The 13,717-nt window shown below is 64.7% G+C and carries 12 protein-coding genes and 1 riboswitch; of the genes, 3 read left to right on the forward strand and 9 right to left on the reverse strand.

Annotated elements, in window-relative coordinates; all coding sequences use genetic code 11:
- Positions 1-32: 32 nt before the first annotated feature.
- From thiE to JOE66_RS07135, 4 genes are all read right to left on the reverse strand, one after another.
- Positions 33-716 (reverse strand): thiamine phosphate synthase, encoded by a 684-nt coding sequence (gene thiE, locus JOE66_RS07120; protein ID WP_307827097.1) that lies wholly within the window; start codon positions 714-716, stop codon positions 33-35.
- Positions 713-1,528: a hydroxyethylthiazole kinase gene (gene thiM, locus JOE66_RS07125; RefSeq protein WP_307827098.1), complete on the reverse strand. Its 816-nt coding sequence runs from the start codon at positions 1,526-1,528 to the stop codon at positions 713-715. Before thiM ends, thiE begins: the two co-directional genes overlap by 4 nt.
- Before the next feature lie 53 nt (positions 1,529-1,581).
- Positions 1,582-1,673: riboswitch (TPP riboswitch) on the reverse strand.
- Between the two features lie 73 nt (positions 1,674-1,746).
- The gene (locus JOE66_RS07130) at positions 1,747-2,466 is read right to left on the reverse strand and encodes a response regulator (RefSeq protein ID WP_205108033.1); all 720 of its coding nucleotides are present in this window, start codon (positions 2,464-2,466) and stop codon (positions 1,747-1,749) included.
- 46 nt (positions 2,467-2,512) lie between these two features.
- Positions 2,513-4,336, reverse strand: a complete 1,824-nt coding sequence (locus JOE66_RS07135) for an ATP-binding protein (RefSeq protein ID WP_205108035.1) — start codon at positions 4,334-4,336, stop codon at positions 2,513-2,515.
- 199 nt (positions 4,337-4,535) lie between these two features.
- Between JOE66_RS07135 and JOE66_RS07140 the strand changes: the two genes are divergently transcribed.
- A complete protein-coding gene (locus tag JOE66_RS07140) occupies positions 4,536-6,029 on the forward strand; it encodes a cation:dicarboxylate symporter family transporter (protein ID WP_205108037.1) in 1,494 nt (497 codons plus the stop codon).
- 13 nt (positions 6,030-6,042) lie between these two features.
- Here the strand turns inward: JOE66_RS07140 and JOE66_RS07145 are convergent, their stop codons facing one another.
- The 3 genes from JOE66_RS07145 to ku are packed head-to-tail and all read right to left on the reverse strand — an operon-like array spanning position 6,043 to position 8,360.
- Positions 6,043-6,705: a DUF305 domain-containing protein gene (locus JOE66_RS07145; protein WP_307827099.1), complete on the reverse strand. Its 663-nt coding sequence runs from the start codon at positions 6,703-6,705 to the stop codon at positions 6,043-6,045.
- Positions 6,702-7,394, reverse strand: a complete 693-nt coding sequence (locus JOE66_RS07150; RefSeq protein WP_307827100.1) for a thioredoxin-like domain-containing protein — start codon at positions 7,392-7,394, stop codon at positions 6,702-6,704. Before JOE66_RS07150 ends, JOE66_RS07145 begins: the two co-directional genes overlap by 4 nt.
- A 48-nt stretch (positions 7,395-7,442) precedes the next feature.
- Positions 7,443-8,360, reverse strand: coding sequence for a non-homologous end joining protein Ku (gene ku / locus JOE66_RS07155; RefSeq protein ID WP_205108039.1), 918 nt, complete (start codon positions 8,358-8,360; stop codon positions 7,443-7,445).
- 107 nt (positions 8,361-8,467) lie between these two features.
- On the opposite strand from ku, the gene JOE66_RS07160 reads away from it, so the two are divergent.
- Together JOE66_RS07160 and JOE66_RS07165 are read left to right on the forward strand one after the other, a co-directional pair.
- The gene (locus tag JOE66_RS07160) at positions 8,468-11,155 is read left to right on the forward strand and encodes an ATP-dependent DNA ligase (protein WP_205108041.1); all 2,688 of its coding nucleotides are present in this window, start codon (positions 8,468-8,470) and stop codon (positions 11,153-11,155) included.
- Between the two features lie 47 nt (positions 11,156-11,202).
- Positions 11,203-11,433: a hypothetical protein gene (locus JOE66_RS07165; protein WP_205108043.1), complete on the forward strand. Its 231-nt coding sequence runs from the start codon at positions 11,203-11,205 to the stop codon at positions 11,431-11,433.
- Positions 11,434-11,589: 156 nt separating this feature from the next.
- Here JOE66_RS07165 and JOE66_RS07170 read toward each other — a convergent pair whose 3' ends face one another.
- Both JOE66_RS07170 and trxA read right to left on the reverse strand, forming a co-directional pair.
- The gene (locus JOE66_RS07170; RefSeq protein ID WP_205108045.1) at positions 11,590-13,149 is read right to left on the reverse strand and encodes a family 14 glycosylhydrolase; all 1,560 of its coding nucleotides are present in this window, start codon (positions 13,147-13,149) and stop codon (positions 11,590-11,592) included.
- A 172-nt stretch (positions 13,150-13,321) separates the two neighbouring features.
- Complete coding sequence (gene trxA / locus JOE66_RS07175) at positions 13,322-13,717, reverse strand: thioredoxin (protein ID WP_205108047.1); 396 nt, start codon at positions 13,715-13,717, stop codon at positions 13,322-13,324.

Raw genomic sequence — 13,717 nt, forward strand, 5'->3', positions numbered from 1 at the left:
TCAGTGTTCTGATGGCTCAGTGTTCTGACGGCTCAATGTTCTGACGAGTGCCACGCCGCGCTGACGAGTCCGGTTGCCCGGGCGACGTCGGGCTGGCCACAGATGGCGCTCACAACCGCCACACCTGCGGCACCGGCCGAGCGGAGTGAAGGGATGCGTTCGGTGTCGATACCGCCGATCGCGACACACGGCCAGGGGCTCATCTCGGCGATGGCAGCAAACCCGTCGAGGCCGCAGGGAGGGGCAGCGTTCGGCTTTGTGGTCTGATGCCAGACCGGGCCGACGCCGAGATAGTCGATGGTGCGCGGAGGTGTGGACCGGGCATCCATGACGTGGTCGAGTGTCTGGGCCGAGAGGCCGAGCAACGCGTGGGGGCCGAGCAGCTGCCGGGCCTCGATGACGGGGAGATCTGACTGCCCGATGTGGGCCCCCTGGGCGCCGATGGGTTCGACGAGGTGCACCCGGTCGTTGACCAGCAGCGGGATCGCCGTGCCGGTCAGAAGCGTCACGAGCGACCGGCCGAGGGTGACGAGTTCGGCGTCGGTTGCATCGGGGTCGCGCAATTGCACAGTGGTCGCCCCTGCACCGATGGCGGCCGCGACGGTGGCAGCGACGCCGAACGCACCGCAGAGGCGGGTGTCGGTGACGAGGTAGACCGAGAGGTCCAGCGGCCGCAGCACGGTGGACCGCAACACAGTGGCCTCGGCACTGCTCACGACAGGCGCGTCAGTTCTTCGAGGCGTTCGGGGGTGAGAACGGTGAGCTCGTCGAGCAGGCCTACCGCGAAGCTGCCGGTTCCACGGCAGTGGGCGGCCGCGAGGTCGGCCGCCACGGTGAGTGTGGCAGTGGCGGCCGCGGCGGCGAGCAGCGCCTCATCGACAACCCCGCTGAAGCCGGCCATGAGTGCTCCGAGGGCGCAGCCGACCCCGGTGACCTGCGTCATCAATGGATGCCCGTTGTGAATGCGTACCCGTCGAACACCGTCGGTGAGCTGATCGACCTCGCCGCTCACGGCCACGACGCAGCTGTATTCTCTGGCGAGCGAGTCGGCCGCGTCGACGGCGGACTCCGCCGTGTCGGTGGTGTCGACTCCGCGCCCTCCAGCCCCGCCGGCCAGGGCGAGGATCTCGGAGGCGTTGCCGCGGATGATGTGTGGGGGAGAAGTGTCGAGCAGGTGGTGAGCGAGCTCGGTGCGCCAGGCGAGCGGGCCGACCGCGACCGGGTCGAGGACCCAGGGCACTCCAGCCGCGCCGGCGGATTTCACGGCTTTGAGCATCGCGAGGGCGGTGTCGTCGTAGGGTGTTCCGAGGTTGATGAGCACCCCGCTGGCGATTGAGGCGAAACCGCCGGCCTCGCGGGGGTTGTCGACCATCGCGGGTGCGGCACCGGCCGCGAGCAGCACGTTGGCCGTCCATTGGGCGACGACGATGTTGGTGATGCACTGGACCAGCGGCGGGTTTTCACGCAGCAGACGAAGTGCATTGCCGATGTCGTGTGCGGTCACGGGCGTGGGGCCGCCGATGCTCACGTTGTCCGCGCTGGTTGGGGGCTGGTTTGGAGACAGAACGGGGGGCACAGTTGGAGCCACGATCGTGACGTCCCTTCGCTAGTTCGAGCTAGATCAGGTTCGACGGGTATGTTCTCAGCGCCAGTGCGCACCCCGCGTCGCTGACCACTCTAGACCACGGGCCGATGGACATTCCTGACTCATTGCGGGGCGCCGCGACGGACACGTCAAGACCTGTTTCAGGCGCGCTTCCAGACGTACTCGAGTTCGGGCCGGCCGGGTGAGCCGTACCGGGGAGACCGCACAACGGTGCCTTCGGCGGCGAGGTGTTCAAGATATCTCCGTGTGGTGACGCGCGACAGTTCCAGAGCCAATGCCAGCTCTCCGGCAGAGACGGGCTCGGGGTCCAGACGAAGTCGGGCCACGACGAGCTGAAGGGTCTCTGCAGTGAGCCCCTTCTCGAGTTCGACGGGCCGGATGCTGCGCAATTGCGCCAGCGTATCGTCGACGTCGTTCTGGGTGGTGACCCCGGCGACGACATCGAAGCCGGCCCGAAATGCCAGATAACCGCGCAGCTTCTCAGCGAACACGGAAAAAGTGAATGGCTTGATGAGGTATTGCACGATGCCGAGGGAGACTGCCGCGCGCACCACCGAGACGTCACGTACGGCAGTGATGGCGATCACATCGACGTCGAGGCCAGACGAACGGAGGTGCCGGCACAGCTCGATGCCGTGGATATCGGGCAGGTTCATGTCAAGCAGCACGAGGTCGATGGAGCTTTCACGTGACGAGCCCAGTGTGTGCGGATCGACGCTGTCACGCAGCATCCGGAGCGCGCTCGTGCCGTCATTCGCCACACCCGCGACAAGGAAACCGCCAACCCGTTCGAGATAGGCCGCGTGGGCGCTCGCGGTGATCGGCTCGTCGTCGACGACGAGCACTCGTACCTCGCTCACTTCATCACCCTGATCATGATTTTCCAGATCATCCAGATCACCCTGATCATCCGGACGCACTGTTCGCGCGCAAGACCCGGCCTTCGGAAGGCGTTCGCCCGAACCCGCTCAGCTCGGGACGGGGGATCGGAAGCGTGACGGTGAACGAGGCGCCCGTGCTGGAGGCGCCAGTGTTGGTGGCGCCTGTGCTGGAAGCGCCCGTGTTGGAGGCACCCGTGTTACCCGCGTTGGCAGCGACGATGGATCCACCCACTCGGCGCACCGATTGCTCCACGAGTGCCAATCCGATCCCGCGTCCGGTCTGTCCGGGGTCTTTTGTGCTGTAGCCGCGCGTGAAAGCCCGGCTGAGGTCGGGGATTCCAGGCCCATTGTCGGTGACGGTGATCGTGACCTGCTGGTCGCCGGCTCTCATGGCGACAACGACCTTCGGATGATGTGCAGCCACTTTCGGCGCATCGCGCGCACCTTCATCCACTGCACTGGTATTCACTGCACTGGCATCCACCGCACTGGCATCCACCCCACTCGGACTGAGCGCAGCCGCATCCAGCGCATTGTCGACGAGGTTCCCGATGATGGTGATCAACTCGACCGGCGGCAGATCCCCGAGGTCGAGACCGTCGTCCACACGCACATCGAACTCGACTCCGCGTTCAGAGGCCTGCGCCGACTTGCCGAGCAGAAGCGCGGCGAGGACGGGTTCGTCGACCGAACCGATCACCTCGTCGACGAGCGTCTGGCCGACGTGAAGCTCGTTCGACGCGAAGGCGAGCGCCTCGTCGCGCCGGTCGAGCTCGATGAGAGCGATGATCGTGTGGAGGCGATTCGAGAACTCGTGGGTCTGTGATCGGAGGGCGTCAGAGAGCGTGCGCATGGTGGTCAGCTCGCCGGTGAGCTGCTGAAGTTCGGTGTGGTCACGGAGCGTGGTCATCGTTCCGATCCGTCGAGCGGGCCCTGCCGTCGCGGAGGAGATGGCAGGCGACTGATTTGCTATCAGCACCCGGTCGTCGGTGAGCACCGGCTCGTCGACGGCCACGGCGCCGCTGGCGAGCAAGTGCCGAAGGCTGTGAGGCACCGCGAATTCCGTCACTGGCGACGGGCTCGCAGGCAGCGCTTGACGAGCCAACCCGAGTAGCTCGGCCGCCTGGTCGTTGTAGAGCACGACGTTGCCCTGCGGGTCGGTCAGAATGACTCCTTCGCGCACGGAGTGGAGGACGCCCTCGTAATAGCCGAACATCCGGCTCATCTCCTCGGCCCCGAGGCCCCAGGTGACACGCCGAAGGTACCGGCTCAGCAGCCAGGAGACGAGTGCGCCGAGTGCGAGAGTGAGCGCCGCGATTCCGAAGACGATCGGGAGCCGGGAGCTGAGAGTGGCGCCCAGGCTGCTGACCGTGACGCCGGCGGAGACCAGCGCGACAACGCGTCCGTCGGAACCGAAAACGGGGGCGACCGAGCGAACCGAAGGGCCGAGCGTCCCTGCGTACGTCTCGGTGAAGGTTCGCCCTTCGAGAGCTGGTTCGATGGTTCCCTGGAACGGCTTGCCGAGCTGGCTCGCATCGGGGTGCGTGTACCTTGTGCGGTCGGGAGCCATGATGGTGATGAAGTCCGTCGACGTGTCGGCCATCGTCGTCAGAGCGTATGGCTGCAGGGTGCCGCTCGGATCAGCGGACTGCACGGCGTCGATGACAAACGGGTTGTCGGCAACAGCCGTGGCCACCACCCGGGTCTTGGCATCGGCATCGGCGTTCACATCGGCCTGCGCATCGCTCCAGAGCCAGAGTGTCGCAATCGCCGTGAGCAGCGCAATGGCAGCAACCTGCAGCACGAAGAGTCGGGTGGCAATGGTCCACCTGCTGATTCGGGCCTTCATCGTGCCTCACTTGCTGCGGTCTTGTGTTGCTGCGCTTCTCTGGCTGCGCTCTCTCTACGATATGCCGCTCACAGCCGAACACCCGCGAACAGTATGAACGCAAGTGCCGGCTGACGACGTGTGGAGCGCAGGCTGGTGCCGCTGGTTTCCAGTGCCGTCGACGAAGACGTGGGCGGCTCCCTCCATCAAAGGAAGACCGATGTCTCAGACGCATTCTCCTGCAAGCCCGGCCGGACGGCCGCCGGTGAGTCAGCCCGGACGCCCCGCTGCACGCCCGGCCCGGCGCCGTCGACTCGACAGGTCGCACTACCTCTACATCGCCGTGATCGTGGCTGTCGGTGCAGGTATTGCAGTCGGTCTGCTCGCTCCCGAATTCGCGAAGGGTTTGAAGCCCCTCGGTGACGGGTTCGTCTCCCTGATCAAGATGATGATCGCGCCCATCATCTTCTGCACCATCGCCCTCGGTGTCGGATCTGTCGCGAAGGCGGCAACGGTCGGAAAGGTGGGCGGTCTCGCTCTGGGGTACTTCGTTGTCATGTCGACCTTCGCGCTCGCGATCGGCCTGCTCGTCGGCAACCTGATCCACCCGGGCGAGGGGCTGAACATCAGCACGAGCTACGATGCGTCGAAGACCGCCGCGGCCTCCTCGACAGACTTCGTACTCGGCATCATTCCGACGTCGTTCTTCTCGGCGCTGACGAGCGGCAGCATTCTCCAGGCGCTCTTCGTTGCGCTGCTCGTCGGCTTCGCCCTGCAGAAGATGGGCGCGAAGGGCGCGCCGATCCTCGAGGCGATCCGCCAGCTTCAGCAGCTCGTGTTCCGGATTCTCGCGATGATCATGTGGGTCGCCCCGCTGGGTGCCTTCGGTGCGATCGCCGCAGTCGTCGGCGCTACGGGCGTCGCAGCGCTGGTTGCGCTGGGCACCCTCATGATCGCGTTCTACATCACGTGCATCCTGTTCGTCTTCGGCATTCTGGGCGTGCTGCTCAAGGTCGTCACCGGTATCAACATCCTCCGCGTGATGAAGTACCTGGCGCGCGAATACCTCCTCATCGTCTCGACCTCGTCGAGCGAGGTTGCGCTGCCCCGCCTGATCGCGAAACTCGAGCACCTCGGCGTCGCCAAGCCCGTCGTCGGCATCACCGTGCCGACCGGTTACTCGTTCAACCTCGACGGTACGGCGATCTACCTCACCATGTCGTCGCTGTTCATCGCCAGCGCGCTCGGCACGCCATTGAACATCCCCGAGCAGATCTCCCTGTTGCTGTTCATGATGATCGCGTCCAAGGGTGCCGCCGGCGTCACCGGTGCGGGAATCGCGACGCTCGCCGGGGGTCTCCAGGCGCATCGACCCGACCTGGTCAACGGCGTCGGCCTGATCGTCGGCATCGACAGGTTCATGTCAGAAGCCCGCGCCCTCACGAACTTCACCGGCAACGCTGTCGCCACCGTGCTGATCGGAAAGTGGACCAAGCAGATCGACATGGTGCAGGTCGACCGGGTGCTCTCCGGCGAGTTGCCGTTCAACGAGTCGACAATGAGCGCCGACGATCACCTGAGCGCCGACGAAGAGGAGTATCGCGCACGCCGACTGGCCGACGAGAGGGCTCTGTCTGACCAGAAAGCCCTGTCTTACCAGAAGGCGCTCGCTGGCGAGAAGGCGCTGGATGATCGGCCGATGGTGGTTCGGTGACGAGCGCCCTGCGTTACTGGCGCGCGGCGAGCAACTGCTGCATGTAGGCGATCTCGCCCGTCTGCGCGGTGATGATCGTGTTGGCGACCGCTAGCACGGTGGGGTCGGCCGAGCGCGCCACGAGCGCCTCGGCCATCTGCACGCCACCGTGGTGGTGGGCGATCATCAGGGTCAGAAAGAGCTTCTCGGCCTCGACGCCGGTCAGGGTGCCCAGTCGTGTGACGTCAGCCTGCGAGGCCATGCCTGGCATCGTCTGGCCGGGCGTCGTCTGGCCCGGAGTCGCTTCTCCCGTGCCCATGTCCATGCCGTGATCGGCGTTGCTCTGGTCGAGGGTCGGTAAGGTCATCCAGGTCATTGCGGCCACCGGTGAGGCCTGCGGGAGTCCCCACACGTTCAGCCACGCGAACATCTGGCCGGCCTGCTGGCCCTGCGAGGTGGCAATGTCGTAGGCGAGTTGCCTGATCTCGGGATCGGTCGTCTGGTCCCGGATGATCAGCGCCATGTCGATCGCCTGCTGGTGATGCACCTGCATGTCACGGGCGAAACCGGCCTCAGCGCTCAGGGTGCCGGGCGTCTGCGTCACCGGAGTGGTGACGCGGCCGACCACGAGCCCCACGACCAGGAGGAGCACCCCGCCCAGGATGAGGGCGATCCGCAGCCGGATGCGTGAACTCACGTCACGAGGCCGGGAGCGGTGATTCCCCCGGTGCAGGCTGCTCCTGGTTCGGGCGAGTTCGGGGACTGCCAATACGTCTTGATGAAGTCGGCCAGCCTGGTGTCCGTCACTCCGGTCAGCTGGATCTGGGCGCCCCAGGCCGACGCGACCACGGGGGAGGGCAGACCGACGAACGGTGACAGGACGATGTAGGTCGACGGCAGGGCGGCACGCAGGGTGGCGAGCTGGTCTGCAGTGACCTGCGTGGCGTCGTAGGTCACCCAGACAGCGCCGTGTTCGAGGTCGTGCACGGCGTTCTCGCTCGGAACAGGCTGGTTGTAGACACCACAGTTGAGCCAGACCGGGTTGTGGTCGCCGCCGGCCGGAGGAACCTGTGCGTACGTCACCGACCCCGAGACGTGGTTGCGGCTGAGCCCGGGGAAGGTCTGCACGCCGTCGGCCTTCGTTGCGACGGGTGCGGGTGTCGTGCCGCTTCCGGTGACAACGAACACGATCACCAGCACGATGACGAGGACCGCTGCCCCGATCAGAGAGCCGATGGTGATGCGGCGGTTGCGCGTGGCCTTGGCCTGGGCGCGTTTCATCGCTTCGACCTTCTCGGCCCTCCGAGCCTCCCGCTCCTGCTTCACCGTCAGATTCTTCGGGTTCTTCGGCTGCTGGTTCTCAGGGTTGTCTGTTTCGCTGGGCACCACGCCAGAATAGCGATCGAAGATCACAGAAAACTGTTAAAGCGACAACTATGACGCGGCAGCCGACTTCTTGGCTGTGCGCCGGGACTTCGTGCCCGCTCTCGCGTGCGTGCCCGCGCCCGTGTCGCCATCGCCGTCGGCAGACTGGCCCTTCTCGGCGCGGCTACGCTCGACGCTTCGGCGAAGAGCCTCCATCAGGTCGATGACGTCGCCACCCGAGCCTTCTCCGCCCGTGTCGTCGTCACCGGCATCGGCACTCTGCCCGAACGTTGCCTCGGTGTCGATCGAATCCCCGTGTTCGAGCTTCGCATCGATCAACTGCCGGAGCTGGACCTGGTAGTCGTCACTGAACTTCTGCGGCTCGAAATCGGCCGAATACGAATCGACCAACCGCGCCGACATCTCGAGCTCCTTCGCCGAAATGGTCGGATGATCGGCAAGAGACGTGAACTGGGCATCACGCACCTCGTCGTCCCAGAGCAGGGTCTGCAGCAGGAGAACATCGCCGTGCACCCGCAGTGCCGCCAGTCTCGACTTCTGTCGGAGTGCGAACTTCACGATCGCGGTTCGGTCGGTCTGCCCGAGAGTCTCGCGAAGAAGCACATAGGCCTTCGACGATTTCGAGTCGGGTTCGAGGAAGTAGCTGCGGTCGAACCTGATCGGGTCGACCTGGTCGCTGGGCACGAACTCGACCACGTCGATCTCGCGGCTCTTCTCGGCCGGCAGAGTGGCAATGTCCTCCGCAGTGATCACCACGGTGCGTTCACCGTCATCGAAGGCTTTGTCGATGTGTTCGAAGTCGACGACCTGGCCGCAGACCTCGCAGCGGCGCTGGTACCGGATGCGCCCACCATCGGCGTCATGAACCTGGTGCAGGGCGATGTCGTGGTCTTCGGTTGCGCTGTACACCTTCACCGGCACATTGACGAGGCCGAAGGTGATTGCACCCTTCCAGATCGATCTCATGACACCAGTGTTCACCGATTGTGTGTCAAGTGCTAGGGGCTTCTGCTGCTGGGGGCTTCTGCGTCAAGTGCTGTCACTGTAAGCCGCGCACGGCGAAGATGGAAGCTATGAGCACCCAGGGTGGCACCAAGCACGAGAAGGCGAGCGAGATCATCACGGTCTCGGTTGGTGGCCATCGGCTGCGTCTCACCAACCTCGACAAGGTGCTCTACCCAGAAGCGGGAACAACGAAAGCCGATGTGCTGCAGTACTACTCCGACATCAGCGAGGTCATGGTGCCGTATACCCGTGACCGCCCGGCCACGCGCAAACGCTGGGTCCACGGGGTGGGCACTGCCGGGCATCCCGGGCCGATGTTCTTCCAGAAGAACCTCGACGACTCGACACCCTCGTGGGTGAAGCGGCGTACGATCTCCCACTCCGATCACGACAATGAGTACCCGCTGGTGAACGACCTCGCGACGCTCACCTGGCTCGCGCAGATTGCCGCCCTCGAGATCCACGTGCCGCAGTGGCGGTTCGGGGGCGCTGCTGGGAGCGCCGCTGGGGGCGCCGCTGGAGCGCCCAACAACCCTGACAGGCTCGTGCTCGACCTCGACCCGGGAGAGGGAGCAGGGCTGCTCGAGTGCGCCGAGGTTGCCCGGTTCGCCCGCGAGATCCTGCAGGACATGGGGCTCGACCCGATGCCGGTGACCAGTGGGAGCAAGGGCATTCATCTCTACGCCGCGCTTGATGGGTCGCAGACGTCGGAGCAGGTGTCGGCGGTGGCGCACGAGCTCGCGCGGGTGCTCGAATCCGATCATCCGGAACTCATCGTCAGCGACATGAAGAAGTCACTGAGGGCAGGCAAGGTGCTCGTCGACTGGAGCCAGAACAGCAGGGCCAAGACGACGGTTGCCCCGTATTCGCTGAGAGGGCGGGAACGCCCGACCGTCGCTGCCCCGCGAACCTGGCGCGAGCTGGCGTCGCCGAAACTCGCTCAGCTCGAGTACGGCGAGGTGCTTGCCCGGGTGAAGCGGCGCGGCGACCCGCTCGCGGTCATCCTCGATGACGACCTGGCCGGAGACGCTGGGGCAGCTTCCGTGCCGGAGCGCGATGCTCTTCACACGTACCGTTCAAAACGTGATCGCACGAAGACTCCGGAACCGGTTCCGGATGCCCCACCCACGCCGGGCGTCGGCAACACCTTCGTCATCCAGAAGCACGCCGCGCGGCGGCTGCACTACGACTTCCGGCTCGAGCGCGATGGCGTGCTCGTTTCGTGGGCCATCCCGAAGGGGCCGCCGACGGACGGCCACCAGAATCACCTGGCAGTGCAGACCGAGGACCACCCTCTCGAATACGGCTCGTTCGAGGGAAGCATTCCTCGGGGGGAATATGGCGCAGGGACCGTGGAGATCTGGGACGAGGGAACCTACGATCTCGAGAAGTGGCGACCCGGGAAGGAGATCATCGCCACGCTGCACGGCAGCAGGGAGGGTGGTCTCGGCGGGGACCGTAAGTTCGCCTTGATCCACACCGGCAGAGGTGACAACGCCGACAACTGGTTGATCCATCTGATGAGCGAGAAGTACAACGCGGAGAGCGAGGCGAGGCACGCGGCTCTGCCGCCCCAGGCGGACGACGAGGCTCCAGAGCTCAACGCACGTCTGCGAGCTGCGCAACCGGAAAAGAACGTCACCGGTTCGAAGGGCGCTGGTTCGAAGGGCGCTGGTTCGAACGGCGCTGACTCGCCAAGCGCCGGGCCAGGGAACGCCGGGCTGAAGACGGTGGCTCCCATGCTCGCCACGGCGGGAACTGCGGCTGATGTGAAATCGGGTCACTGGGCGTACGAGATGAAGTGGGACGGCATCCGGGCGATGGCGTCGGTGGAGCGTTCGGCGTCGGATTTGCCAGTTGTGCGGCTCTCCAGCCGCAGTGGCAGTGACCTGACCCAGAAGTACCCCGACCTGCTCGATACGCTCAGGGATTCGGCGAACGGCCACGGGCTGGTTCTCGATGGCGAGATCGTCGCATTCGACGACTCCGGCCGCCCGAGCTTCGGTCGTCTCCAGCAGCGCATGAACCTGCAGGGCGAGTCTGACATCTCCCGGGCAGTGAAGGCCGTGGCCGTGCACTACATCGTCTTCGACGTCGTCGAGGTCGACGGTGTCTCGAAGCTGGCGACTCCGTACTCAGAGCGCCGGAGACTGATGGAGGCCCTGGTGGAGCCACCGCCCGGCTCGAGAGTGCAGGTGCCGCCTGCCTTCGACGGCGACTACGACGCAGCCTTCCAGAGCAGCGTCGATCTGGGGCTCGAGGGGATTGTCGCAAAGCGAGTGAACGGCACGTACAGCGCCGGCAGGCGCTCGCGGGCATGGATCAAGATCAAACATCACCGGGCCCAGGAGGTCGTGGTCGGCGGCTGGAGAGTGGGGGCCGGCCGTCGGGAGCATGGAGTGGGTTCGCTTCTGCTCGGCATTCCATCGGCGGGAGTGCAAGCTGGGAGTTCCGGTGGGAGTTCCGCAAGGAGTTCCGCTCTGACAGGCACCCTGCAGTATATCGGTCGCGTCGGCACGGGGTTCTCCGATGCAGAACTCGATCGACTCATCGACACGTTTGCGGGCATCCAGAGTGACGAGTGCCCCTTCGATGACCTGCCGCGTGAAGCCCGGGCGGGCGCTCGCTGGCTGAAACCCGAATTGGTGGGTGAAGTCGAGTTCGTCGAATGGACGGCTGCAGGAATCCTTCGCCAGCCCACGTGGCGGGGCTGGCGGCCGGACAAGGCACCCCATTCTGTCGTGCGTGAATCGTGAGCGTGCCCGTCATCACAGAACCACTCGACTGCAATAGGATGGTGGGCATGACACAGTTAGGTAAAGGCCCCGTTGAATCTCGGCAGTCATCCGGGGGAGTTGTGACGGTCGTGTCCCTCGTCGTCTCGCTCGCTCTGTTCATCGGGGGAATGTTCCTCTTCGGATTCGCTTTCGAGTACCCAGACTTTGCAACCCTGATCTTCGCTTCCGGCCTCGTTGCCGTGACCCTCGGCGTGTTCATTCCGCTGCAGCTTCTTCGCCACGTCGACGGGGCGTAACGGCCACACAGCTTCGCTACGAAGAGAGGGTGTCTGGCCATCATGGCCTGGACACCCTCTCTTCTGCTTTGAGGCGTCTGTGCTTTGAGGCAACAGTGCTTTGAGGCGTCTGTGCTTTCTGGCGTCTGTGCTTTCTGGCGTTACGCGCCGAGCGAGCTACTTGTAGTCACGAATGAAATTCGACGCCAGGGTTTCAGAGAAACCGCCATTGGCGATGTCTGGGAGGCGCAACAGCGTGATTCCGTAGAAGCGCCGCACCGGATCCCGGTCGAACGCGGCACGGATGTGCGTCCACCCATCGTTGTCAGCATCGCCATCTGAGTAGAGTCCCCCGTTGAGCGCGTTCTCGCCCTTCACCTCGACTCCAGCCGCAGAGGCCGCATCGGCGATCCAGCCGACCTGGTCCGCCGCTGCCGAGTAGGCGAGCTTGCCGCCGTCCCAGAGCTTGTTGGGCTTCTCGAGCTCGGTGTAGTGAAGGATGACATGGTGTGTTCGGGGCATGGTGCCGTCACCGTGCACATCGGCATCGTGGATCATGTTCAGAATCGCGTTGTACCCGTGACCACTTGCGGCCGAACTCAGGTCGACGTTCGAGGAGATGAGGCCTGCGGCGATCTCAGGGGCCCGGGTGATGGGGCTCGCGCTCATGGTCTGCCAGTGCACACCCGGGATCTTCTCGCTGAGTGTCACTGCCTGGAATCCGCCGTCGAAGGCATCGATCGCTGTGTTCAGCATTTCGCGCCCGTGGTTCACCAGGCTCTCGTTGTTCCACTGCGTGAAATCCTTGCCGTACTGGATCTTCAGGTACGAGCCCGAGGTGAAGAACCCGTCGTGGTCGTTGGGCGGCGTGATGGTGGCGAGGGTGAGGCCCGGAATTCCCCAGGCGGTGGCTGCACCGGCAACAGAGCCGTACTTGGCCAGTACCCACTGGGTGAATGACGCTCGGGCCGCAGGCGAATAGGTCTGCAGAACGCCCCTGTTCGGGAACAGGCCGGGTGAACCCGCGACACCGCCATCCTGGTAGTCGTACGACGGCTCGCGCAGCTCACCGGTGGGGCCGGAGCTGATGGCGATCTCGCTGACTTTTCCGCGGTAGTCGGTCGAACCAGAGGTGTAGTGGTCTTCGAAGGCATTCATGAAGGCTTTGACATAGCCCAACGCGCGGGCCCTGGCCATTCCCCAGGGAGCAATCGCAGCGTGGCTGACGTTGCCGTACTCGCTCTGGTAGTAGTTGTCCGCGGGATGCGTTCCGACCACGCCGCCGTAGTTGACAGGCTCCCATACGAAGTCCGGCATGCCGATTTTCGTCTTGCAGTCGCCGTCGTCGCCGGGGCCACCGCCGCACTCGTGGGTGGACATGATCGGCACGATGCTGAGGCCGGCATCGCTGATGGCCTTGAACTCCTTGTCGTAGTAGGCCCAGGTGTAGCTCGTCGGCGAGAGCGCGACTTTGCCCCACCACACATCCACCGAGATTCCGGTGATGCCCATCTTCTTGGCTTCAGCCAGCTGTTTGACGAAGGCCTGCCACTCGGGGCCGTCGGTCGCCCAGTCGCCGATCCAGAGTCGTGCCATGGCGTTGACGGTGGGGGAGTCTCCCGGCGACGCCATCGCAGCGCTCGGTGCGATCACCACGCCCGCGGCCAGCACTGCCGTGACTCCCACCGCAGCACCCCATCGCTTGGCCGAGGTTCGGAGGCGCGAGGACATCTTCATTGATTTCTCCAACTGTTGCAGGTTTCTTCATGCGCAGAGCCTCCCAGCATGAAGAAACCAGCATAGCTGAGGAAAAATCAGCTAGCTGGGAATGGGCAGTGCATCTGCCTGGGTCAATTCCCGGAGTAGGGGTCGAGCCTGTGATCCGGGCCGACTACCGCCACGAGAAGAATCAGGACTTGTCTTCGTCGTTTGACCCGGCGGCGCGTGCTGCGAGGGCCGACTCGTATTCTTTGCGGACGTCGACCATATCGAGCTGCCGAACCTGTTCGATGAGGTTCTCGAGGGCAGGCTGGGGGAGTGCGCCCGGCTGGCTGAAGATCGGGATTCCGTCGCGGTACACGACGAGCGTGGGGATCGATGTGATGCCATAGCTGGCCGCAAGGGCCTGCTGGTCTTCGGTGTCGACCTTGGCGAAAGTGATATCAGAGTTCTTGTCGCTTGTGGCCTCGAAGACCGGGGCGAACTGGCGACAGGGGCCACACCATGCCGCCCAGAAGTCGATCAGTACGATGCCGTCGGCGACGGTCTGGTCGTGGGTTTCCTGGGTCAGTGTCTGCGTGCTCAT

Source organism: Subtercola frigoramans (assembly GCF_016907385.1).
In the GTDB taxonomy this organism is placed as follows: Bacteria; Actinomycetota; Actinomycetes; order Actinomycetales; family Microbacteriaceae; genus Subtercola; species Subtercola frigoramans.